This window comes from Micrococcus lylae (assembly GCF_900163825.1).
Classification (GTDB): domain Bacteria; phylum Actinomycetota; class Actinomycetes; order Actinomycetales; family Micrococcaceae; genus Micrococcus; species Micrococcus lylae.
The window spans coordinates 179,876-201,768 of the sequence record NZ_FUKP01000067.1 but is presented as its reverse complement, the minus strand read 5'-3'; the positions used below and the strand labels follow the sequence as shown (position 1 = coordinate 201,768).

The 21,893-nt window shown below is 71.7% G+C and carries 21 protein-coding genes and 1 riboswitch; of the genes, 7 read left to right on the top strand and 14 right to left on the bottom strand.

Translation table 11 applies throughout. From position 1 onward, the window contains the following. Positions 1–115 precede the first annotated feature (115 nt). Complete coding sequence (locus FM125_RS10895) at positions 116–967, top strand: SIR2 family NAD-dependent protein deacylase (protein ID WP_087134614.1); 852 nt, start codon at positions 116–118, stop codon at positions 965–967. Positions 968–1,083: 116 nt separating this feature from the next. Here the strand turns inward: FM125_RS10895 and FM125_RS10890 are convergent, their stop codons facing one another. Together FM125_RS10890 and dusB are read right to left on the bottom strand one after the other, a co-directional pair. Next, on the bottom strand, positions 1,084–2,403 hold the full coding sequence (locus tag FM125_RS10890) for a deoxyguanosinetriphosphate triphosphohydrolase (protein WP_425435833.1): 1,320 nt from the start codon (positions 2,401–2,403) through the stop codon (positions 1,084–1,086). Positions 2,404–2,500: 97 nt separating this feature from the next. Then, positions 2,501–3,808, bottom strand: coding sequence for a tRNA dihydrouridine synthase DusB (dusB, locus tag FM125_RS10885; protein WP_087134613.1), 1,308 nt, complete (start codon positions 3,806–3,808; stop codon positions 2,501–2,503). Positions 3,809–3,819: 11 nt separating this feature from the next. Here dusB and FM125_RS10880 point away from each other — a divergent pair, with 11 nt between their 5' ends. Further along, a complete protein-coding gene (locus FM125_RS10880; RefSeq protein ID WP_087134612.1) occupies positions 3,820–4,044 on the top strand; it encodes an LLM class flavin-dependent oxidoreductase in 225 nt (74 codons plus the stop codon). Between the two features lie 148 nt (positions 4,045–4,192). Here FM125_RS10880 and FM125_RS10875 read toward each other — a convergent pair whose 3' ends face one another. From FM125_RS10875 to FM125_RS10860, 4 genes are all read right to left on the bottom strand, one after another. Continuing rightward, a complete protein-coding gene (locus FM125_RS10875) occupies positions 4,193–4,495 on the bottom strand; it encodes a thioredoxin family protein (RefSeq protein WP_087134611.1) in 303 nt (100 codons plus the stop codon). Between the two features lie 12 nt (positions 4,496–4,507). Next, positions 4,508–6,472, bottom strand: a complete 1,965-nt coding sequence (locus FM125_RS10870) for a heavy metal translocating P-type ATPase (protein WP_087134610.1) — start codon at positions 6,470–6,472, stop codon at positions 4,508–4,510. Beyond that, positions 6,469–6,837 (bottom strand): Cd(II)/Pb(II)-sensing metalloregulatory transcriptional regulator CmtR, encoded by a 369-nt coding sequence (cmtR, locus tag FM125_RS10865; RefSeq protein ID WP_087134609.1) that lies wholly within the window; start codon positions 6,835–6,837, stop codon positions 6,469–6,471. Before cmtR ends, FM125_RS10870 begins: the two co-directional genes overlap by 4 nt. An 88-nt stretch (positions 6,838–6,925) precedes the next feature. Then, entirely contained in the window at positions 6,926–7,162 is a 237-nt protein-coding gene (locus FM125_RS10860) for a hypothetical protein (RefSeq protein ID WP_245829998.1), read from the bottom strand. A 236-nt stretch (positions 7,163–7,398) separates the two neighbouring features. Between FM125_RS10860 and FM125_RS10855 the strand changes: the two genes are divergently transcribed. Next, complete coding sequence (locus FM125_RS10855; protein WP_087134636.1) at positions 7,399–8,745, top strand: MFS transporter; 1,347 nt, start codon at positions 7,399–7,401, stop codon at positions 8,743–8,745. Positions 8,746–8,804: 59 nt separating this feature from the next. On the opposite strand, the gene FM125_RS10850 is transcribed toward FM125_RS10855, so the two are convergent. Both FM125_RS10850 and FM125_RS10845 read right to left on the bottom strand, forming a co-directional pair. Next, positions 8,805–9,860: a GNAT family N-acetyltransferase gene (locus FM125_RS10850; protein WP_087134608.1), complete on the bottom strand. Its 1,056-nt coding sequence runs from the start codon at positions 9,858–9,860 to the stop codon at positions 8,805–8,807. Continuing rightward, complete coding sequence (locus tag FM125_RS10845; protein ID WP_087134607.1) at positions 9,857–11,239, bottom strand: glycine--tRNA ligase; 1,383 nt, start codon at positions 11,237–11,239, stop codon at positions 9,857–9,859. Before FM125_RS10845 ends, FM125_RS10850 begins: the two co-directional genes overlap by 4 nt. A gap of 134 nt (positions 11,240–11,373) precedes the next feature. Here FM125_RS10845 and FM125_RS10840 point away from each other — a divergent pair, with 134 nt between their 5' ends. Further along, complete coding sequence (locus FM125_RS10840; protein WP_087134606.1) at positions 11,374–11,607, top strand: RNA-binding S4 domain-containing protein; 234 nt, start codon at positions 11,374–11,376, stop codon at positions 11,605–11,607. 7 nt (positions 11,608–11,614) lie between these two features. Here FM125_RS10840 and FM125_RS10835 read toward each other — a convergent pair whose 3' ends face one another. Further along, entirely contained in the window at positions 11,615–12,295 is a 681-nt protein-coding gene (locus tag FM125_RS10835; RefSeq protein WP_087134605.1) for an alpha/beta hydrolase, read from the bottom strand. 89 nt (positions 12,296–12,384) lie between these two features. Between FM125_RS10835 and FM125_RS10830 the strand changes: the two genes are divergently transcribed. Next, a complete protein-coding gene (locus FM125_RS10830; protein ID WP_087134604.1) occupies positions 12,385–13,266 on the top strand; it encodes an SGNH/GDSL hydrolase family protein in 882 nt (293 codons plus the stop codon). An 83-nt stretch (positions 13,267–13,349) separates the two neighbouring features. On the opposite strand, the gene metX is transcribed toward FM125_RS10830, so the two are convergent. Together metX and FM125_RS10820 are read right to left on the bottom strand one after the other, a co-directional pair. Continuing rightward, on the bottom strand, positions 13,350–14,474 hold the full coding sequence (gene metX / locus FM125_RS10825) for a homoserine O-acetyltransferase MetX (protein ID WP_087134603.1): 1,125 nt from the start codon (positions 14,472–14,474) through the stop codon (positions 13,350–13,352). Next, positions 14,471–15,889 carry an O-acetylhomoserine aminocarboxypropyltransferase/cysteine synthase family protein gene (locus FM125_RS10820; RefSeq protein ID WP_087134602.1) on the bottom strand — a complete coding sequence of 473 codons (1,419 nt, stop codon included), beginning with the start codon at positions 15,887–15,889 and terminating at the stop codon, positions 14,471–14,473. Before FM125_RS10820 ends, metX begins: the two co-directional genes overlap by 4 nt. Positions 15,890–16,000: 111 nt before the next feature. After that, a riboswitch (SAM riboswitch) is annotated at positions 16,001–16,118 on the bottom strand. A gap of 138 nt (positions 16,119–16,256) precedes the next feature. Here FM125_RS10820 and FM125_RS10815 point away from each other — a divergent pair. After that, the gene (locus tag FM125_RS10815) at positions 16,257–16,910 is read left to right on the top strand and encodes a VOC family protein (RefSeq protein WP_067191378.1); all 654 of its coding nucleotides are present in this window, start codon (positions 16,257–16,259) and stop codon (positions 16,908–16,910) included. Between the two features lie 369 nt (positions 16,911–17,279). On the opposite strand, the gene FM125_RS10810 is transcribed toward FM125_RS10815, so the two are convergent. After that, positions 17,280–18,182, bottom strand: a complete 903-nt coding sequence (locus FM125_RS10810; RefSeq protein ID WP_245829996.1) for a CPBP family intramembrane glutamic endopeptidase — start codon at positions 18,180–18,182, stop codon at positions 17,280–17,282. A 42-nt stretch (positions 18,183–18,224) separates the two neighbouring features. Between FM125_RS10810 and FM125_RS10805 the strand changes: the two genes are divergently transcribed. Further along, the gene (locus tag FM125_RS10805) at positions 18,225–19,259 is read left to right on the top strand and encodes a phosphotransferase family protein (RefSeq protein WP_087134601.1); all 1,035 of its coding nucleotides are present in this window, start codon (positions 18,225–18,227) and stop codon (positions 19,257–19,259) included. A gap of 237 nt (positions 19,260–19,496) precedes the next feature. On the opposite strand, the gene FM125_RS10800 is transcribed toward FM125_RS10805, so the two are convergent. Next, a complete protein-coding gene (locus FM125_RS10800; protein WP_067191384.1) occupies positions 19,497–20,717 on the bottom strand; it encodes a glycine C-acetyltransferase in 1,221 nt (406 codons plus the stop codon). Then, complete coding sequence (tdh, locus tag FM125_RS10795; RefSeq protein WP_087134600.1) at positions 20,717–21,763, bottom strand: L-threonine 3-dehydrogenase; 1,047 nt, start codon at positions 21,761–21,763, stop codon at positions 20,717–20,719. The genes FM125_RS10800 and tdh overlap by 1 nt, the downstream gene beginning before the upstream one ends. Positions 21,764–21,893: the final 130 nt, after the last annotated feature.

Below are 21,893 nucleotides of genomic sequence, written 5' to 3'. Positions count from 1 at the left end.
GCTTGGGGGCAAGACTCCCGCTCAACGAGTGTCATCAACGTGATGGCCGGGTACACCTAGGTCGACCGCCGGACGGGACAGGACGGGTGTGCAGGAGGCGTGATGGGATGGGCCCATGAGCGAGATCCCCACGCCCGCCGTCGATCCCGGCCTGCTCGCCGAGGTCCGCGACCTCGTCGCCGCGGCCCGCCGCCCTGTGGTCCTGTCCGGCGCGGGCATGTCCGCCGAGTCCGGCATCCCCACGTTCCGTGATGCCCAGACCGGCCTGTGGGAGCGCTTCTCCGCCGAGCAGCTCGCCACCGAGGAGGCGTTCCTCGCCGACCCGAAGCTGGTGTGGTCCTGGTACCGCTGGCGGGCTCGCATGGTCCGCGCACGGCAGCCCAATCCGGGGCACGAGGCGGTCGCCCGCTGGCAGCAGCGCCTGGATGCCCTTCCCGACGACGGCAGCTCACCCGAGGCCGGCGGCGCACCGGGTCTGGTGGTCGCCACCCAGAACGTGGATGACCTGCACGAGCGGGCCGGAACCCGTGTGCTGTCCCATCTGCACGGCTCGCTGTTCGAGTTCCGCTGCGTGCTCTGCCAGTCTCCGGCGGACGTGGACCTCGGCGAGCTGGACCAGGGCGTGCAGGCCGGTTCCGAGGAGGACCTGGAGGCGCAGCGGCTGCACACTCCCCCGCGCTGCGAAGTCTGCGGCGAGGGCCGACTGCGTCCGGGCATCGTGTGGTTCGGCGAGATGCTTCCGACGGCGGCCTGGGACCGTGCCTACGACGCCCTCGAGCGCTGCGACCTCTGCGTGGTGGTCGGCACCAGCGGCCTGGTCCAGCCGGCGGCGTCCCTGCCCCTGGTCGCGCTCGGAGCCGGGGCGCCCGTCGTGGAGGTCAACCCGGACCAGACCGAGCTGACGGACGCGGTGACCCACGTCCTGCGCGGCACCGCCGGTCAGGTCCTCCCGGCCCTGGTCGACTGAAGGTCAGGAAAGTGAGGGGCCAGGAAGGTGCAGATCCAGGAAAGTGAGGGGCCAACACGGCGTTGAGATTGCATCTCAACACCGTGTTGTATCCCCAAGACGTCAAGGGGCGGGGCTCAGATCCAGACGCGGGTGAAGCTCTTGCCCTGCACCAGGGTGTGGTGCCACTCGACTGCGGTCGAATCGGTGAGCGAGGCGATCTGGTCGATCACCACCCGCCGCCGGGCGTCGTCGTCGGGGGCCTGTTCCCAGTCGAACGCGAACATCGGCTCGAGGAACTGCTCACCCGTGCTCCACAGCAGGTCCACCAGCTCGGTGAGGACCTCCCGCTGCTTCGCATAGAGCGGCTGCCGCTGCTCGGAGGTCATCACGTAGGCCGCGGCGATTCCCTTCATCGCCGCGATCTCGATCTGTGTCTCCGCCGGAACCACCACGTCCGCGTTGTGGCGGGTGAGCGGCTCGTTGCCGAACACCTCCCGCGTCGCGTCGAAGGCGGCCGCGCAGAAGCGTCCGATCAGCTGGCTGGTCATGTCCTTCATCGCCGCCAGGGCCCGGCGGGAGCCGTCGAACTGCGACACCCACTGGTCGGTCGCCTCGAGCCGGTCCAGCGCCGCCTCGATCTCGGCCGGGTCCGTGGTCGGCAGGTACCATCCGCGGGTGGTCTCCACCACACGTTGCCGGTGCTCGCCGCGCGCGAGCCACCGCAGCTGGAAGGCATTGTTGACCACGCCGTCCTCCACGTCGTGCACGGAGTAGGAGATGTCGTCCGCCAGGTCCATGACCTGCGCCTCCATGGACTTCCGGGTGCCGTGCACGCCGTGGCGGAACCATTCGAACACCGGCAGGTCGTCCTCGTAGACGCCGAACTTCTTCGAGCGCTTGCCGTCGGGCTTCAGCGGGGCGTCCTCACGCCGCCACGGGTACTTGCAGGCCGCATCCAGGCTGGCCCGGGTCAGGTTCAGCCCCACGGACGTCCCGTCCTCGAAGGACTTCTTCTGCTCCAGCCGCGCCAGCAGGCGCAGGGTCTGGGCGTTGCCCTCGAAGCCGCCGCAGTCCTCAGCCACGGCGTCCAGCGCCTTCTCCCCGTTGTGCCCGAACGGCGGGTGGCCCAGATCGTGGGACAGGCAGGCGGTGTCCACCACGTCCGGGTCGCAGCCGAGGGACCGGCCGAGCTCACGGCCGATCTGCGCCACCTCCAGCGAGTGGGTCAGGCGGGTGCGGGCGAAGTCGTCCGCGTCCGGGGCCACCACCTGGGTCTTCGCCCCCAGTCGACGCAGCGCCGAGGAGTGCAGCACACGCGCCCGGTCCCGCTCGAAGTCGGAGCGGTACGTGCTCTTCGACGGCTCCGGCAGCCACCGCGTGCGGTCCCAGCCGGTGTAGCCGGGCGTCTGCACCGCACGCCCGGCATAGGGCGGGCGCCCCTCCGGCCCGAACAGGACCGGCTGGGAGGTGAGGGTCGGCTGGTGGGCGCGGGAGACCGTCGTCGTCTCCTTCGTCGTTCCCGACGACGGCACGGCGCCTCCGACTGTCCGCTCAGCCACCGGACACGTCCAGTTCGGCGGCGGCGATCATGGCCTTCTGCTCGGCGTTGAGCTCGCGGGAGTCGAGCCAGCCGTCCGGCAGGTGCGGGCGCTTGGGGGCGCCGGCGCGGCCGCGGGGGCCCTCGGCGTCCGGGCCCGGATACGGGATGTCCCGGTCGATGCCGTCGAGGAGCTGACGCAGGGTCGCCAGGTCCGGGACGGTGGACAGCGCGGTGCGGATCTGCGAGCCGACGGGGTAGCCCTTGAAGTACCAGGCCACGTGCTTGCGGATGTCCCGCAGCGCCTTGACCTCGTCGCCGCCGAAGGTGTCCACCAGCAGCTCGGCGTGCCGGTACAGGGTGTCCGCGACCATGCCGAGGTTCGGGCGGAAGCGTTCCGCCCTGCCCTCGAACGCGTTCTGCAGGTCCCCGAACAGCCAGGGGCGGCCCTGGCAGCCGCGGCCGATGACCACGCCGTCCACGCCGGTCTGCTCCACCATGGCGATGGCGTCCTCGGCGGACCAGATGTCCCCGTTGCCGAGCACCGGGATGTCCGGCAGGGCCTCGCGCAGACGGGCGATGTCCTCCCACACGGCGGTGCCGGAGTAGAACTGGCGGGTGGTGCGTCCGTGCAGGGCCACGGCGGCCACGCCGAGGTCACGGGCGGCTCGCCCGGCGTCCAGGAAGGTGAGGTGGTCCTCGTCGATGCCGCGGCGCATCTTCACGGTCACCGGGATGTCCTTCTTGGACGCCTCGGTGACGGCCGCCTTGACGATCGAGGCGAACAGCTCCGACTTCCACGGCAGGGCCGAGCCGCCGCCGCGGCGGGTCACCTTGGGCACCGGGCAGCCGAAGTTCAGGTCGAGGTGGTCGCAGCGGTCCTCCTCCACCAGCATGCGCACGGCGCCGGCGGTGGTCACCGGGTCCACGGAGTACAGCTGCACGGAGCGCGGGACCTCGTCCGGGTCGTGCCGGATGATGCGCATGGACTCCGGCTTGCGTTCCACCAGGGCGCGCGCGGTCACCATCTCGTTCACGTAGAGGCCTCCGCCGTACTCGCGGCAGAGACGGCGGAAGGCGGTGTTGGTGATGCCGGCCATGGGCGCGAGCACCACGGGCACGTCCACGGTGATCGGGCCGAGCGTCAGCGGCGGCAGGGTGAGCCGATCCGCGGTGGGACCGGCGTGGGTGCCCTCGTGGAGCTGGTCGTCGTCCGCAATGCGGCGGCCGGCGCCGGCGGACTTGGCGTAGAGCGCGGCGTTCGGGTCCACGCCGGGCGCGTCCACGGCGGGTGCGGAGGTGGTCTGGGAGGCTGCAGTCATATCGCCGCCCATTGTCCCAGACGAGCGCCGCGGGCAGGGCGGACGCGGCCGCGGCCGCGGCACTGCAGGACACGGTGCAGATGGCCGTGGATGCGGAGGCGGCCGGACTGGACGACACGTGGAACCGCGTGCACCACTTCCAGCGGATGATCTCCTCGCGGTTCCCCGCTGCTGGCGGCGATGGCGGGGGGACCGAGACCATCCGCCTGGGCACCGGCGTGATCGACCTGCGCTAGCGCATGTCTGGGTTGTAGCACCCGTTGTCAGCGTCGGCGCGCTTTACAGCACAACGCTGACGGCAATCCTGGCTGGTTTTCGATGAAGGCGGCTCTTCCTGCGCTGAGCGTCGGTGCGATGATCGCGCAACCCGGCGGTGCTCCACCCTCATAGAGGCGCATCAAGTACTTCACGCAGCTGATCGACGGTGGGCGAACCAGCCAGCCCGGCAGGAGTGCGGAACACTCGACAGGCGAGCCCCACCGGCGTGTGCTCGTCGGCGAAGGGGTCGGAACCGTCAATGAGGACGGTCGGGGACCCGTGGAACCCGAGGCGGGCGGCGTCCTCGGCAGTCTCGACTCGCTGACGCACGACGCGGACGTCCGATCGGCCGTCGAGGGCCTCGGTGAGCCGCCGGTCGAGCACCTCCCAGTTCGGACACCCGTCGAAGTACTGCAACGTGATCTCCATGATCCACTCCTCTCAGGCTCTGTCCGCGCGGACCGCGGCCGGTGACGCCGTCTCAGGCGACGCGGCCGCCGCTTGGCTCTTGCGGGCACGCGCGGCGCGCAGCCCGTTGGCGATGACGATGACCTCGGCGACCTCGTGGACGAGCACGACTGCGGCCAGGCCGAGCACGCCGGTGATGGCCAGCGGCAGCAGCACGGTGATGGTCGCCAGGGACAACACGATGTTCTGGTTCATGATCGCCCGGCCGCGGCGGGCGTGTCGTAGCGCCTGCGGGATCAGGCCGAGGTCGTGTCCGGTGAAGGCGACGTCGGCGGACTCCACCGCGGCGTCGGATCCGGTCGCGCCCATCGCGATGCCCACGGTCGCCCCGGCCAGGGCGGGGGCGTCGTTGATGCCGTCGCCGATCATCGCGGTGGGTGACTGCTCGGAGAGCTGGGCCACGATGCGGGCTTTGTCCTCCGGCCGCACCTCGGCGTGCACGTCGCCGATCCCGGCGATCTGCGCCAGGGCGTGGGCGGTGCGGGCGTTGTCTCCGGTGAGCATGCTCACCTCGACGCCCTGGCTCTTCAGCGTGCGCACGACGCCGGGGACCTCGGGGCGCAGCTCGTCGCGGACCCCGATCGCCCCGGCCAGGCGGCCGTCGACGGTGACGAGCACGCAGGTCTGGCCCTCGGCCTCCAGCTCCTCGACCCGGGCCTTGAGCGGTCCGGCGTCGATCCAGCGGGGGCTGCCCACGCTCACCCGGAGGCCGTCGACGGTGCCGCCGATGCCGTGGCCGGCCTCCTCCGTCACCTCTTGCGCGGCGGGGGCTCCCTGGCCCGCGGCGGCGATGGCGGCGGCGAGAGGGTGAGTCGAGTGCTGCTCCACCGCCGCGGCCCAGGCGAGCACCTGCGCGTCGTCGAAGCAGTCGGCGGCGACGACGGCGGTGACCTCGGGCCGGTTGCGGGTCAGGGTGCCGGTCTTGTCCACGGCGAGGTGGCGGATGCCGCCGAGGCGCTCGAAGGCAGCACCGCTCTTGATGACGACGCCGAACTTCGTCGCAGCCCCGATCGCGGACACCACGGTGACGGGCACCGCGATCGCCAGCGCGCACGGGCTGGCCGCGACGAGCACGACCAGGGCGCGGGTGATCCAGGTCTCCGGGTCGCCGAACAGCGAGCCGAGCACGCCGACCAGGACGGCGAGGACCATCACGCCGGGCACCAGCGGACGGGCGATCCGGTCGGCGATGCGCGCGCGTTCGCCCTTCTCGGTCTGGGCCCGCTCGACCAGCTCCACGATGCTGGTCAGCGAGTTGTCGGTGCCCGCCGCGGTCGCCTCGACCTCCAGGACCCCGGCGGTGTTGATCGCGCCCGCCGACACTGCGTCATCGGGGGCGACCTCGACCGGGATCGACTCACCGGTGATCGCCGAGGTGTCCAAGCTGGAGCGACCGGACCGGACAGTCCCGTCGGTCGCGACCCGCTCGCCGGGGCGGACCAGCAGCACGTCGCCGACGGCGATCTCCTTGGCCGGGACTTCGACCGAGGCCTCGTCGCGCAGCACGGTCGCGGTCTCCGGCACAAGCTTCAGCAGCGCGCGCAGGCCCCGGTGGGCGCGGTCCATCGCCTTGTCCTCCAGGGCCTCGGCGATCGAGTAGAGGAACGCCAGTGCGGCGGCCTCCCCGACGTAGCCGAGGATCACTGCGCCGACGGCGCTGATCGTCATCAGCAGCCCGATCCCCCGCTTCCGCTTGACGAACAGGTTCCGCAGAGCGCCGGGCACGAACGTGTACGCGCCCAGCAGCAGGCCCGCCCAGAACGCGACCAGCGCCGCGACGTGCAGCCCCGACCACTCCAGCACCAGGCCGGTGCCGAACGCGACGCCGGAGAGGATCGGCACCACCAGTCCCGGATCGCGCCACCACGGGCGCTCGGCCTCCCCGGCCTCTTCGGCGGCGCTGGCGGTCGGCTCGTCGCAGCCGCAGGCGGCGCTCACGAGGCGTCCCCTGAACCGGTCGCGGCGCAGCAGCCGGGCACCGAGCAGTGCGGGTCGATGCACGGCGCGCTCTCGTCCACCGCGAGCGTGACGTCCACCAGCGCCGTCAGCGCCCCGGCCAGGTGCGGGTCGGCGATCTCGTAGCGGGTCTGGCGGCCCTCGGGCTCGGCGACCACGATCCCGCAGTCGCGCAGGCACGCCAGGTGGTTGGACACGTTCGAGCGCGTCAACCCCAGCTCGCGCGACAGCACGGCAGGGTGGCTCGGGCCGTCGAGCAGGGACATCAGGATCTTGGAGCGAGTCGGGTCGGCCATGGCCCGGCCAAGCCGGTTCATGACGTCGAGGCGCGAAGCAGTAGCCAGCATGCACTGAACTATACAGTGCCCGCTGGCCAATCGTCCAGATGCAGGGGCGGCCGCACGCGCTCCGCGCGCTTGCCCTCGGGAATCGCGGTCACCTCTTGCGCCAGCTCGGCCACGTCGGCATCCCGCGGCCCCTCCAGGTCTCCACCAAACCTGCGACCCAGCGGGTGGATGCGAAGAGCCCGTAGCCGGATCCGGCGAGGCCAGTGCCGGCCGCGAGCCACCGCCCGATGCCGAGCCACACGTTCCCGTCCACGTCCAGCGCCCACTGAGCGCCCGCGATGAGCCCGGCGATGTCCATCCAGAGCCCGGCGACGACCACGACCACCGGGGAGGGTTACACCACTATCAGGGACTCAACTCCGGCCGGCCCCGCACCTGCTGATCGATCAGGTATCCGTTCCTACGGACGCGGACCCGGTCTCCCTCGAGCACTGGGACGTGGTGCGGATCGGCAAGTCCAGCCATGCGCATGTGTGGGCGTCCATCCCGCTGGAGTCGGCGGAGGAGCCGTACGTCACACGGTGCCGCGCACACCCGGCGGGGCGTGAGAGCCTGGAGCGGATGTCCAGGCTCTCACGCCCCTCCGCTGCGTTCGTAGCCGCTGCCGAGCTCCGCCGCGCCCGCTGGGCCGCGACGCTCGCGTTCCTCACCAACGGCGCCCTGTTCGGCGCGCTGATCCCCCACTATCCGGAGGCGAAGTCAGCCTTCGGACTCGGCGCAGGCGAGTTCGGCCTGCTGGTGATCGCCCTGACGCTGGGTGCGGCACTCACCGGCAGCATGCCGGCGCCGATCCTGCGCCGGGTCGGCAGTCGCCGTGTGGTGCTCTACGGCACGCTCCTGCTGGCGGTGCTCGTCACCGGTGCCGGTCTCACCGTGGACGCCGCGGCGGCCGTCCGCGGGGACGGCGGCCTGCCCTGGGACGGCTTCGTCTGGGTCTTCGCGGGCCTGCTGTTCGTCTGCGGCATCGGCGACGCGATCGTGGACACCGCGCAGAACGCCCAGGGCATCCGTGTGCAGACCGTGCTCGGCCGGCCGGTGCTGACCTCCATGCATGCCGGGTGGAGCATCGGCGCCGCCGCCGGAGCAGGCCTCGGTGCGCTCTCGGTGGGCGCCGGGCTGCCGATGTCCGTGCACCTGGGCCTGAACGGCCTGGCCTGCGCCGTCATCCTGCTGCTGGTCCACCGCCGGTTCCTCCCGGACGCCCCTTCACGTCCCGACGACGGCCCCGCGCCGTCGACGGGGACCGTGGCCTCCGGCTCGTCCTCGCCCCAGGCCGCCGAGGCGGCCGATCGTGTCAAGCCCTCCACGGCACCGGACGCCGCCCCGGATTCCGCCCGGACTCCGACCCGCACCGGTGCCTATCTGGCGCTCGTGCCGATCGTGGTGATCGCGATGGCCGGGTTCAGCGTGGAGGAGTTCGGCAACGCGTGGACCTCGCTGTTCCTGCAGACCGAGCGGGACCTGGACGCCGCCGTCGCCGGCCTGGGTGCCTCCACTCTGCTGCTCGCACAGTTCCTCGGCCGCCTGACCGGCGACCGCGTCCTCGCGGCGCTGGGCCGCCGCACCACGCTCACGGTGGGGCTGTCCTGTGTGGTCCTCGGCCTGCTGCTGGTGTTGTTCACCGCTGCCCTGCCGGTGGTGCTCTCCGGCCTGGCGCTGTGCGGCCTCGGCTGCGCGGTGGTGGTCCCCACCGCCTACGCCCTCGGCGATGAGGTCCCCGGCCTGCCGGCGCAGACCGGCCTGGCGATCGTCTCCTGGCTGATGCGTGTGGCCGGCATCGGTCTGAGCCCGCTGGTCGGCCTGCTGGCCACCGGGGTGCCGCTCACCCTGGCCCTGCTGGTCTTCCCCGTGCTGGCCGCGCTCGGTGTGCTGTGCTCACTGGTCCTGCACCGCGCCGGCCACCGCTGACCGGCTCTCGCCCGCAGACGGCGCGCTGGCCGCCTCCTCCGGGTCACGGTCGGCAGCGGTCATGCGGTCGCCACCACGGAGGCGTCGGCGAGCACCTGAGCGTAGCCGGCGGTGAGCAGGCCGTCCACGATCGGCGCCAGGGCCGTCATGGAGTCGTCCACCTCGATCTGCACGGGGTGCTGTGCCACGAGCAGGGCGAGCAGGTCGGCCACGGCCTGCTGGGCCTCGGCGTCCTCCAGCTCGGGGTCCCAGCCGAGCAGCACGTCGGCCGGGTCCTCCTGGCGCTCGGCGGTGTAGGAGACGGCGAACGCGCGGATGGCCCCGCCGTCGGCGCCGGGCCGGTCGCGCAGGACCACGGCGCCGGCGGCTCCGGTGTCCGGGCCCAGCAGCATCTGCTGGGCCTGACCGAGGCTCATCTCGGCCGGGTCCCACTCATGGACACCGTTGTAGAACGCGGCCACGGCACGGGTGAGCTCCACGGAGCCGGTGGAGGACTCCTCGAGGCTCACGCCCTCCGGGGTCTGATCGGTGCGCAGCGTCGGCAGCGCCACGGAGCGTGCGGCCACGGCCACGCGCCGGGAGCGCTGGATCCGGGTGAAGCCCCGGGCGGCGAGGAAGCCGCCGGTCGCCTCGGCCTGGGCCGCACGCTCGGCGTGGGACTCGAGGTCGAGCTCCGGCAGCTCCTCCCCCTCGGCCACCGTCCTGGTGTCCTCGGGGGCGAGGCCGTAGCGGGACTTGAGCGCCGTCGTCGTGACCTCACCGGCGGCGTGCGCCGCCGTGACGATCCGGCGCAGAGCGTCCAGGAGGGCGGAGCCGATGCCGCGGCCGCGCTCGGAGGCGGCGGTCTCCACGTAGAGCCAGAGCCGCTGCGGGTGCAGCGAGGAGGCATAGACCACGGCGGCGCCCACGGGGACGGAGTCCACCTCGGCCACGATGCACCGACGCCACGGGGTGTCCGAGGAGGCGGCCAGCATGGCGCGGTCCTGGTGCTGCTGCACGTCCACGGGGTCGCCGAAGACCTCCAGCAGCCGCAGGTCGTCGCCGTCCTCCCACGCCCGCAGGGTCAGCCCCTCCGGAGCGGTACGGGCGCTGCCGTTCTGCTGCGCGCCGGTCACTTGACCAGACGCTCCAGCAGGTAGGACTTCACCTGGGACAGGGCCACGCGCTCCTGGGCCATGGTGTCCCGCTCGCGGATGGTGACGGCCTGGTCCTCGAGGGTGTCGAAGTCCACGGTGATGCAGTACGGGGTGCCGATCTCGTCCTGGCGGCGGTAGCGGCGGCCGATGGCCCCGGCGTCGTCGTCCTCGACGTTCCACAGGCCGCGCAGCTCCGTCGCGAGGGACTGGGTGGCGGGCTGCAACTCGGGCTTCTTGGACAGCGGGAGCACGGCGGCCTTGACCGGGGCCAGGCGCGGGTCCAGCTTCAGCACGGTGCGCACGTCCACGCCGCCCTTGGTGTTCGGGGCCTCGTCCTCCGCGTAGGCGTCCACGAGGAACGCCATCATGGCGCGGGTCAGGCCGAAGGACGGCTCGATCACGTACGGGGTGTAGTGCTCGTTGGCGGCCTGGTCGAAGTACTGCATCTTCGTGCCCGAGTGCTCGGTGTGCTGGGACAGGTCGTAGTCCGTGCGGTTGGCCACGCCCATGAGCTCGCCCCAGCCCTCGCCGCCGCCGAAGCCGAAGCGGTACTCCAGGTCGATGGTGCCGTCCGAGTAGTGCGCGCGCTCCTCGGCGGGGACGTCGAACCTGCGGAGGTTGTCCGGGTTGATCCCGAGGTCCACGAACCAGTTCCAGCACTGGTCCACCCAGCGGTCGAAGTGCTCCTGCGCCTGTGCCGGCGGCACGAAGTACTCGATCTCCATCTGCTCGAACTCGCGGGTGCGGAAGATGAAGTTGCCCGGGGTGATCTCGTTGCGGAACGCCTTGCCGATCTGGCCGATGCCGAACGGAGGCTTCTTGCGGGCGGCGTTCACCACGTTGAGGAAGTTCACGAAGATGCCCTGCGCCGTCTCCGGGCGCATGTAGTGCAGGCCCTCCTCGTTGTCCACGGGGCCGAGGAAGGTCTTCATCAGGCCGGAGAACAGCTGGGGCTCGGTGAACTCGCCGCGGGTGCCGCAGTCTGGGCACACCACTTCCGCCATGGACTCGGGCATGCGGCCCTTCTTCGCCTCGAAGGCCTCCTCCAGGTGGTCCTGGCGGTGGCGCCTGTGGCAGGAGGTGCACTCCACCAGCGGGTCGGTGAAGGTGTCCACGTGGCCGGAGGCCTTCCACACGTCGCGGGGCAGGATGATGGACGAGTCCAGGCCGACCATGTCCGCGCGGGAGCGCACGAAGGTCTTCCACCACTCGTTCTTGATGTTCTCCTTCAGCTCCACGCCGAGCGGCCCGTAGTCCCAGGCCGAGCGGGAACCGCCGTAGATCTCACCGGCCTGGAACACGAAGCCTCGGCGCTTGGCGAGGTTGATGACGTTGTCCAGCGGGGACTTGGCAGCCATGGGTGAATGTCACTTCCGTCCTGGGTGTGGGGCGCCCCGCACACGGCGGCGGGGCGATGGGCGGCGGGCCTGCGGCGTCCGGGCATGGCCGAGGGACGCGCACGACTCGCGTGAGGGCAAGCCTACCGGGGACAATGGGCCTCATGGCTTCCGACGCACAGCCCCTGCCCATCCGTGACGAGACCATCCGCCTCGGCCAGGCCCTCAAGCTCGCCTCCCTCGTAGAGGACGGAGCCATGGCCCGCGACGTGATCCAGGACGGCATGGTGACCGTGAACGGCGAGGTCCGCACCCAGCGCGGCGCGCAGCTGCACGACGGAGACGTGGTGGAGTTCAACGGCGAGTCGATCGTGATCGAGGCGCCGTGAGGCTCAGTCAGGCCTTCCCCGGCACCACCTGGTCCAGGTACTGGACCACGTGGGCGAGCTCCTGCGGGTGGACGGCGTGGCCGAGGCCGGCGTAGACGATCTTCGTCATGTCCACGTGTTCGTTGAGCCAGCCGTGGGTGGCCTCCACGCGGGCCTCGGAGATGATCGGGTCCTCCTGGCCGCGACCCCAGAAGACCTTCGGCCGGACGCGGGCGACCTCGTCGTCCCGGTCGAAGAGGGTGGCGAGGTCGGGCTCGGCGCGGTCCGGGTCGGCGACGAAGCCGGACAGGCCCACGGTGCAGGCGTAGGCGGCCGGGTCCAGGCGCAGCAGGGACATGGCCATCGCCATGCCCTGGGAGAAGCCGAGCAGGGTCACGGACCGGAAGTCTGCGCGGACGGACTCCACCCAGGCCTGCAGTGATTCAACGGCGGCGCGCACGGACGGGGCGTCCGAACCGATCTCCCCGGTCACCGGGTCCTGGGACAGCGGGAACCAGGCGAAGCCGCCCATCGGGATCTGCAGCGGCGCGCGCACGGAGGCCACGGTGAGACGCTCCGGGAACTCGCGGGCCAGGCCGAACAGGTCGTTCTCGTCCGCGCCGAAGCCGTGCAGCATCACCAGCAGGTGATCGGTGCGCTCCCCCTCAGGGCGGGACCAGCGGACGGTGAACTCGGTGGTGGAAGTCATGGCGTCCAGCGTATGCGGAGCAACCGAAGTGGAGCATCCCGCTCCGATTCCTTGTTCCACATGCCCTTTGGGGTCCAGAATGCACTGTTGTGACGACTCCGCACCCAGACTCCTCCACAGCCTCCCGTCCCGACGACGCCTCCCCTGCCGCCTCGCCCACCACGCATCCGTGGCGCCGCTACGTGGCCCTGGGCGACTCGTTCACCGAGGGCATCGGCGACCCGGTGGCCGAGAAGCCGGGCTACCACCGCGGCTGGGCCGACCGCGTGGCCGAAGAACTCGCCCGCCTCACCCCGGACGACGATCGCTTCGCCTACGCCAACCTTGCAGTGCGCGGCAAGCTCCTGGACCAGATCGCGGCGGACCAGATCGACCCCGCCCTCGAGCTGCAGCCGGACCTGGTCAGCATCTGCGCCGGCGGCAATGACATCCTGCGCCGGGCGGACCCGGACGAGGTGGCCGTCCGGCTGGACACCGCGGTGGAGCGGCTGTCCGCCTCCGGGGCCACCATCCTCCTCTTCAATGCCACGGACGTGAAGGAGACCCCGGTGCTCGGCCGCATCCGCGGCAAGGTGGCCATCTACAACGAGAACGTCCGCACCATCGCCGCCCGCCACGACTGCCTGGTCCCGGACATGTGGTCCCTGAAGATCCTCTCCCGCCCGGAGATGTGGGCCGAGGACCGCCTGCACTTCTCCCCCACCGGACATCACACGATCGCGGCGATGGTCCTGGAGACGCTGAACGTGGAGCACGACCTGGAGCCGTTCGTGCCCAAGCCGCTGCCGCCGCGGAACTGGCGCCACGCGCGGGCCGAGGACGTCGTGTGGGCGCGCACCCACCTGGTGCCGTGGGTCATCCGCCGCATCAAGGGCGTCTCCTCCGGAGACGGCCGCAGCGCCAAGCGCCCCGACGCCGCTCCCCTGTTCGGCGCGGACATGCCGCACGGCTCGGACTACAACGAGGGCTGAGAACCCGCCGCAACGAGGGCTGAGAACCCGCCGCCCCGACGACGGCCCGGACGCACAAGGGGTGCGTCCGGGCCGCCGTCGGCTCAGAGGGCCAGGTCCTGCCGGAGCTGCTCGGCGACCTGCCCGTAGTCGACGAGGAAGCCGTCATGCCCGAGCGGTGAGTCGATCATGTGCACCTGCGGCCGGGCCGGCAGCAGCGCGGCCAGTTCGTGGGACTCGGCGGGCAGGTAGAGCCGGTCCGACTCCACGGCGGCCACGAAGGCCCGGCCTGTGAACCGCCGCAGCGCCTCGGCCACGCCCCCGCGGCCACGGCCGACGTCATGGCTCATGAGGGCCTCGGTGAGGGTCAGGTAGGCGTTCGCGTCGAACCGGCCGACCAGCTTGGAGGCCTGATGGTCCAGGTAGGACTCCACCTGGTACCGGCCCAGACGCTCTCCTGCCGCCGTGCCGAAGGGATCCTCCTCGCCCTGGTGGCGGCGCCCGAACCTCACGGCCAGCTCCTCGGCGCTGCGGTAGGTGATGTGGGCGATGCGCCGGGCGATGCCGAGGCCGGCCTCGGGCTGCGGACCTCCGTAGTAGTCACCGCCCCGGAACTGCGGGTCGAGGCGGATGGCCTGTGCCTGGGACTGGGCGAAGGCGATCTGCTCGGCACTCGAGTGCGCGGTCGACGCCAGCACCCCCACGCCCGCCACACGGTCCGGCCTGCTCACGGCCCACTCCAGGGCCCGGGCGCCGCCCATCGACCCGCCGATCGCGGCATGCCAGCGGGCGATGCCGAGGTGGTCGGCCAGCCGTGCCTCCGCCTCCACCGCATCGCGCAGGGTGATGAACGGGAACCGCGAGCCCCACGGACGTCCGTCCGGGGCCGGGCTCGCCGGGCCGGTGGAACCGGAGCAGCCGCCCACCATGTTCGGCGCCACCACGAACCAGCGGTCCGTGTCCACGGCGCGGCCGGGACCGACGAGCTCATCCCACCAGCCGGTCCTCGGGTCCTGGCGGTGGGCGGCCACGTGGGTGTCTCCCGTGAGGGCGTGGAGGACCAGCACGGCGTTGGTGCCCTCGGCGTTCAGCGTGCCCCACGTCTCATAGGCGAGCTCCACCGCCGGCAGGTGGCCGCCGGTCTCCGTGTCCAGCGGCCCGACGCAGAGCCGGTGGAACCCGCCGGCGGGCAGATCGGTGCGGGTGCCCCTGACGTCCACCGCGGTCACCGGGCCTCCCCTGCGGAGGCGGCCGGGCCGTCGTCGTGCCTCACGGCGCCGGAGGCGGCGGCGAAGCCGGTCTCAAGGTCCGCGAGGATGTCCTCGATCGACTCCAGGCCCACGGAGAGGCGGACCAGGCCCGGGGTGACGCCGGTGGCGCGCTGTTCGTCCTCGGTGAGCTGGGAATGGGTGGTGGAGGCCGGGTGGATCACCAGCGAGCGGACGTCGCCCACGTTCGCCACATGGTGGTGCAGGGTCAAAGCGTCCACGAAGGCCGCGCCGGCCTCGCGGCCGCCGGCGATCTCGAAGGAGACGATCGCACCCGCGCCGCGCGGGAACAGCTCCTTCGCACGGGCGTTCCACCGGCTCGAGGCGTGCTCGGGATGGACCACGGCCTCCACCTGCCCGTGGCCGTCCAGGTACTCGACGACCCGGCGGGCGTTGGCCACGTGGCGCTCCATGCGCAGGGACAGGGTCTCCAGGCCGAGGTTCACCAGGAAGGCGTTGAACGGGGAGATCGCCGATCCGTAGTCACGGAGCAGCTGCACGCGGGCCTTGAGGATGTAGGAGAGGTTCACGCCGAAGGCGCCGTCGGCACCGAGGTCCCGAGCGTAGACGAGGCCGTGGTAGGACTCGTCCGGCTCGGTGAAGCCTCCGAAGCGCTCGGGGTACCTGCCGTAGTCGAAGGTGCCGGCGTCCACGATCACGCCGGCCATGGCCGCGGCGTGGCCGCCGAGGTACTTGGTGGCCGAGTGGGTGACCACGTCCGCACCGTGCTCGATCGGCCGGAACAGGTACGGCGAGGCCAGGGTGTTGTCCACGATCAGCGGGACACCGGCCTCGTGGGCTACGGCGGCGACTCCGGCGACGTCCAGCACATCCCCGCGCGGGTTGCCGAGGGACTCGCCGAAGAACGCCTTGGTCTCCGGGCGGACGGCGGCCCGCCACTGTTCCAGGTCGTCCGGGTCCTGCACGAAGGTGGTCCGGACCCCGACCTTGGCCAGGGTGTGCTTGAAGAGGTTCTGTGTGCCGCCGTAGAGCGAGGTGGAGACCACCACGTGGTCCCCGGCGCCGGCGACGTTGAGGATCGCGAACGTGGTGGCTGACTGCCCGGAGGACAGCAGCAGCGCACCCACGCCGCCCTCGAGCGCGGCGATCTTCTCCTCCACCGCCTGCTGGGTGGGGTTGCCGATCCGCGTGTACAGCGGGTCCAGGTCCGCCAGCGCGAAGCGGTCCGCGGCCACCTGGGAGCTGGGGAAGTCGAAGGACGTGGTCTGCACGATCGGCAGAGCGGTGGCGCCGTGGGCGTGGGGCTGCTCGGCGCCGGCGTGGATCTGACGGGTCTCGAAGCCCCAGGCCTCGGCGGCGGGGGTCTCGGCGTTCGCGGAGGCGCTCGTCTCAGGGGCGCTGTTCTGGGTGGTCATGGCGGACTCCTGGGGCTGTCAGGGTCGGCCATGCCCCCGCACCTCGGACTGCCGTGGACCTTGAGCAGGTCCGGGGCTCTGGCACGCCCGTGCGGGAGCGGGCGCATGACACGACCGCGCTTGCCGGGCCCCGGTCTGGGGCCGGCCTGGTCGTCACCCGGGGCACCCCGCCGCGGTGGGGAGGGTTGCCGGCCAGAATGCCGGGGCACTGGTGCTGGCTCTCGTGACCGTGACGCCAGTGTGGCATCGGGGACACACCGACCGCACACCGGCTCGTCACGATTTCATGTCCTTCGTCACACAGGGCTAGCCTGAGCCTCACGACAGCCCGGCTGACATCCCCTGGGCCGACGAGAGGACGATCTTCGTGAGCACCATCCGCCTGGACCATGTGTCCTACGCCGCCGGCCCCGAGGGCCTCGACGCCACCGTGGAACGGGTTTCCGACGCCCTCGGCGTGGAGCGCGTGAAGGGCGGCGTGCACCCTCGGTTCGGCACCCGCAACGCCCTGTTCCCCATGGCCCACGGCCAGTACCTGGAGGTCGTGGAGGTCCTGGACCACCCGGCGGCGGCGAACGCCCCGTTCGGCCAGGCCGTGCGCTCCCGCTCCGAGCAGGGCGGCGGCTGGATGGGCTGGGTCGTGGCCACAGACGACCTCTCCGCCTTCGAAGAGCGCCTCGGCCGCTCCGCCGTGCCCGGCAACCGCAAGTTCCCGGACGGCCGCGAGCTGACCTGGAAGCAGATCGGCATCAAGGGCCTGATCGCGGACCCGCAGGTCCCGTACCTGGTCTGCTGGGACGAGGGCACCGAGGACCTCCACCCCTCCCTGGCGGCCCCGGCGCAGGCCTCGATCTCCTCGCTCACCCTGGCCGGCTCCCGCGAGCGTGTCCGCTCCTGGCTGGGCCTGGACGATCCGTCCCAGAAGGTCGAGGACCTCACCATCGAGTACGCCGCGCCCTCGGGCACCCCCGGCCTGCTGACCGTACGGTTCGAGACCCCCCGGGGCACCGTCACCCTCTAACGGCCGCCCTCACCCCCGGCGCTCTTCCTGACGGCCTCCCCGGCGCTCTTCCTGACGGCCTCCCCCGGCGCTGTTCCCGACGGCCCCCGGCGCTCTTCCTGACGGCCACCCCGGCGCTCTTCCTGACGGCCACCCCGGCGCTCTTCCCGACGGCCCCCGACGCTCTTCGCCTACTGGTCTGCTGGCCTACTTGTCTACTGGTGAGGACACACCGTCTGGCACCCCTCCTGCGCGGGCGATGAGGGTGAGTCCTCACCAGTTGGCAGGTGTGTCCTCACCAGTTCGCAGGTGTGTCCTCACCAGTTGGCATCGGACGGGGACGGACCGGACGTTGGACAGGGCATCGGACCGGGCCTCGGGCGGGGACGGTCAGGTGCCGAACCAGCCCAGCTGGGCCAGCAGCGGGGCGGCGACGAACCCGGTGACGTCCAGCAGCAGGTGGGCGACGACCAGCGGCATGACGCGGCGCCAGCGCAGGTAGAACAGCACGAAGACGACGCCCATCGCCGCGTTGCCCAGTCCGGGGCCGATGCCCTGGTACAGGTGGTAGCCGGCGCGGAGCACGGCGAGCCCGATCACGATCGTGGTGACGCGGACCGGCAGGAAGGCACCGGTGTCCGTGGTGCGCGGGGCCGGCAGCTGCGGCGCCTGCTCCCCCGCCAGGCCACAGGAGCGCAGCTGCTGCAGATAGGACAGCCGGTCCACCATCCAGGCGACCACGATGACCTCCTCCACCAGCGCATGGCGCAGGGCGGACAGGACCAGCACGGGCACGGCGTACCAGGCGTCGTCCATGGCGGAGCCGACGATCGCCGTGGTGGCGCCGAGGGCGCGGCCTCCCGCGTAGACGGCCAGGGTGCCCACGCCCATCACGAGGAACAGCAGGGCACCCCAGCCGAGGTCCGCCCACGGACGGCGGAAGTCCAGGCCGAACGCGCGGAACGGGTTGCGGCCGTGCAGCCGGACCAGGTGGAGCACGAGGGCCACCGGGACGAGGGCGAAGCCGATGTTCAGCAGCTGGTAGGTGAGGTCGAAGACCCATCGGTTGTTCAGGACCGGGTTGAGGACGGTCGTCTGGTCCTGCAGCGGCCCCTGGGTCATCTTGTCCAGCAGCTGCACCACGGCGTAGACCGCGGACTTGCCCAGGGACAGGCCGAGGACGATCGCAACCTCCCAGCGGACGGTGCGCGCCGAAGGGGCGGGCAGCGCGCCGGAGGGGCGTGCCGTCGTCGGGCACTGGCTGGCCTGGGTGGTGGTTCCGGAGGTGCTCACGTGCGCAGTGTAGGTCCGTCCGCCGGGGGTACGGTGTCAGTCATGGCGTCGGATCCGCTTCCCTCAGAGATCGGGCTCGCGCGCACCTGCGCCGAGCGGCTGCTGCCCCACGTGGACGCCCGGACCGCCGAGCGGCTGACCGGAGCGCGCTGGGACGCCGGACGTGTGGAGGAGTCAGGCCAGTTCCACCGGGTGCTCGTCCTGGACGACGTGGCCGTGCTGCGCATGACGCGGATGGCGGAGGCCGGTGCCGCCCCCGGCACCTGCTGGGCGCCGGACGACTCCCCGGCCTTCCACCTTCCTCGTCGCATGGGCCTGCTGCAGGCGCTGGCCGCACGGGGCCTGCCGTTCTCCGTTCCGGCGCCGCTGTCCGAGGTGTGGCACGCCGAGACGGCTGAGGGCATGCCGCTGACCGCGGCGGTGCTGCAGCCCTACCTGCCCGGCCAGCCGCATCCGGTGCACGAGGGCGACCCGGCAGTGTTGCGCGGGATCGTGGACGCCCTGGACGCCGTGGACGTCACGGACGGGGATGTGGCCGCAGGGCTCGGCCCGGCGTGGGCCTTCCGCGGACCGTGGACGGACGAGCGCATCCAGGCACTGCGGGCGCTGCCGGCGGCGTTGCCGGCCGAGCATGCCGGAGCCCTGCCGCAGTCCTGGCAGGAGGCGGTGGAGGTCATCGCGACGACGGCCCGCACCTGGTTCTCCGAGCCCGCCGTGGCGCCGCGGCTGGTCCACGGGGACCTGGCCGGCCACAACCTGCGCTGGGTGCCCGTCCCCGGCGAGGGCGACGCGGTCGTGTGGAGGCTCGAGGGCATCCTCGACTGGGACCTGGCACATGCCGGAGACCCGGCACGGAACGTCGCGGACCTGGCGATCTGGCACGGCCAGGACCTCATCGACGAGATCGCCCGGGACACGGACGAGGCCGGCCGGGCCCGTGTGTGGCTCGGCAACGCGGCACTCGAGGCGCTGGACGACGCCCGCGCACGGCAGGAGCTCACCGGCCGGCCGCTGCGCTGGGACAAGCTGCTGCGGAAGGTCCTGCCGCGCATCGAGCGGGCGATGACCGCGTTCTGAGCCCCTCGCGCTGTCGCTCGCAGAACCGGCGCCGCCGCGCGCAGTCCGCTCCGCTTCCCAGGCGTTTTCGCTGACGATATGGGAGGGGCCCGGACCGCGGCCGGTCTCGACACTTTCACGAACGAAAGCGCCCGCTGACGATACGGGAGGGGCCCGGACCCCAGCCGGTGAGCCGGTGGTCCGGGCCCGTCTCCTGAGCGTCGCCTCGGGCCGAGCCTCGGCGTCGTCTCGGGTCGATCAGCCCTGCACGGCGGCGCGGGCCTTCACGAAGGCCTGCACGGCGTTCTCCACGTCCTCCTCGGAGTGGGCGGCGGAGAGCTGCACGCGGATGCGGGCGGCGCCCTTCGGGACCACCGGGTAGGAGAAGGCGGTGACGTAGACGCCCTGGTCCAGCATGGCGTCGGCCACGCGCGCGGCCAGCGCCGCGTCGCCGAACATCACGGGGACGATGGCGTGCTCGCCGTCGAGCAGCTCGAAGCCCTCCTCGGTCATGCGACGGCGGAACAGGGCCGCGTTGTCGAAGAGGGTCTTGCGCAGGGCGGCGGAGCCCTCCACGAGGTCCAGGGCGGTGAGGGTGGCGGCCACGATCACCGGGGCCACGGAGTTGGAGAACAGGTAGGGGCGGCCACGCTGGCGCAGCACCTCCACGATCTCCTTGCGGCCGGACACGTAGCCGCCGGAGGCGCCGCCGAGGGCCTTGCCGAAGGTGCCGGTGTAGATGTCCACGCGGTCGGAGACGCCGGCGTGCTCGGGGGTGCCGGCACCGGTGGCGCCCATGAAGCCCACGGCGTGGGAGTCGTCCACCATCACCAGGGCGCCGTACTCCTCGGCGAGGTCGCAGATCTGCTCCAGCGGGGCCAGGTAGCCGTCCATGGAGAACACCCCGTCGGTGACGATCACCGTGCGGCGGGCGCCGGCGCCGTCGTTCAGCTCCTTGGTGGCCTCCAGCTGGGCGCGCAGGTCCTCCATGTCCTGGTTGGCGTAGCGGAAGCGGTGCGCCTTGGACAGGCGGATGCCGTCGATGATCGAGGCGTGGTTCAGCGCGTCCGAGATGATGGCGTCCTCGCGGCCGAACAGGGGCTCGAAGACGGCGCCGTTGGCGTCGAAGCAGCTGGAGAACAGGATGGTGTCCTCGGTGCCGAGGAACGCGGACAGGCGCTGCTCGAGTTCGACGTGCATGTCCTGGGTGCCGCAGATGAAGCGGACGGAGGCCATGCCGAAGCCGCGCTCGTCCAGGGCCTTCTTGGCGGACTCGATCAGCCGCTCGTCGTCCGCCAGGCCGAGGTAGTTGTTGGCGCAGAAGTTCAGCACCGGCTTGGGCTGGGCGTCCTCGGCACCGGCCGCAGTGGCCTGCACGTGGGCGGACTGCGGGGTGGTGATGGCCCGCTCGTGCTTGTAGAGGCCGGACTCGCGGAGCTCGTTCAGCTCGGCGGCCAGCTGGTCCTTGAATGCGTACATCAGAGGTTCCTCCAGTCCAGGACGATCTTTCCGGTGGCGCCGGCACGGGCGGCGTCGAAGCCGCGCTGCCAGTCATGGGCGGGGATGACGTCGGTGACGACCGACTCGATCTGCTTCAGCAGGGCGGGGTTCGACTGCAGCATCGCGGACATCGCGTACCAGGTCTCGAACATCTCGCGGCCGTAGATGCCCTTGATGGTGATCATGTGGGTCACCACGGACTGCCAGTCGATCGCGATCTCCCCGTCCGGCAGCCCGAGCAGGGCGATCTTGCCGCCGTGGTTCATGTTGGCCACCATCTCCTGCAGCGCGGAGGCACGGCCGGACATCTCCATGCCGACGTCGAAGCCCTCCTCCATGCGCAGCTCGGCCTGGGCCTGCCTGATCCGCTGGGCGGAGACGTCGATCGCGGCGTCGGCACCCATCTGCGTCGCCAGTTCCAGGCGCGCCGGGGAGACGTCGGTAATGGCGATGCGGCGGGCCCCGGCATGGCGGGCGATGCCGATGGCCATCAGGCCGATCGGCCCTGCGCCGGTGATGAGCACGTCCTCGCCGACCAGCGGGAAGGACAGGGCGGTGTGGACGGCGTTGCCCAGCGGGTCGAAGATCGCGCCGACCTCGGGGGTGATCGCGTCGTCCTTGTGCTGCCACACGTTGGACTCCGGGATCACCACGTACTCGGCGAAGGCGCCGTCTCGCTGCACGCCCACGGAGACGGTGTTGATGCACATCTGGCGGCGGCCGGCACGGCAGTTGCGGCACATGCCGCAGACCACGTGTCCCTCGCCGGAGACACGCTGGCCGACGGCCACGTGCTCCACCATGTCCCCGACCTCCACGACCTCCCCGTAGAACTCGTGGCCCGGGATCATGGGGGCCTCGATCATCGCCTGCGCGGCGGCGTCATAGGCCTCGATGTGCAGATCGGTGCCGCAGATGCCGGTGGTGTGCACGCGGATCTTCACGTCGTGCGGGCCGCACACGGGCTCAGGGCGGTCGGTGAACTCGAAGCCGGCGTGGGGGCCGGACTTGTACAGGGCCTTCATGGGTGTGGGGCTCTCCTGATGAGGTCGGTGGTCGAAGCCGCCCCGGGGGTGCTGCGGCGGCTGCGCTGCTCAGGGCGCGACGTCGACGGTGCGCCACCCATGAGGGTACTGGCAATGCGGCGCCGCGCCG

Excerpts from the sequence above, each read along its gene's own strand:
- FM125_RS10895 (WP_087134614.1), top strand. The coding sequence starts at position 116 with ATGAGCGAGATCCCCACGCCCGCCGTCGATCCCGGCCTGCTCGCCGAG.
- FM125_RS10805 (WP_087134601.1), top strand. The coding sequence starts at position 18,225 with ATGGCGTCGGATCCGCTTCCCTCAGAGATCGGGCTCGCGCGCACCTGC.
- dusB (WP_087134613.1), bottom strand. The coding sequence starts at position 3,808 with ATGACTGCAGCCTCCCAGACCACCTCCGCACCCGCCGTGGACGCGCCC.
- FM125_RS10855 (WP_087134636.1), top strand. The coding sequence starts at position 7,399 with ATGTCCAGGCTCTCACGCCCCTCCGCTGCGTTCGTAGCCGCTGCCGAG.
- tdh (WP_087134600.1), bottom strand. The coding sequence starts at position 21,763 with ATGAAGGCCCTGTACAAGTCCGGCCCCCACGCCGGCTTCGAGTTCACC.
- FM125_RS10875 (WP_087134611.1), bottom strand. The coding sequence starts at position 4,495 with ATGGAGATCACGTTGCAGTACTTCGACGGGTGTCCGAACTGGGAGGTG.
- cmtR (WP_087134609.1), bottom strand. The coding sequence starts at position 6,837 with ATGCTGGCTACTGCTTCGCGCCTCGACGTCATGAACCGGCTTGGCCGG.
- FM125_RS10840 (WP_087134606.1), top strand. The coding sequence starts at position 11,374 with ATGGGCCTCATGGCTTCCGACGCACAGCCCCTGCCCATCCGTGACGAG.
- FM125_RS10800 (WP_067191384.1), bottom strand. The coding sequence starts at position 20,717 with ATGTACGCATTCAAGGACCAGCTGGCCGCCGAGCTGAACGAGCTCCGC.
- FM125_RS10820 (WP_087134602.1), bottom strand. The coding sequence starts at position 15,889 with ATGACCACCCAGAACAGCGCCCCTGAGACGAGCGCCTCCGCGAACGCC.
- FM125_RS10845 (WP_087134607.1), bottom strand. The coding sequence starts at position 11,239 with ATGGCTGCCAAGTCCCCGCTGGACAACGTCATCAACCTCGCCAAGCGC.
- FM125_RS10835 (WP_087134605.1), bottom strand. The coding sequence starts at position 12,295 with ATGACTTCCACCACCGAGTTCACCGTCCGCTGGTCCCGCCCTGAGGGG.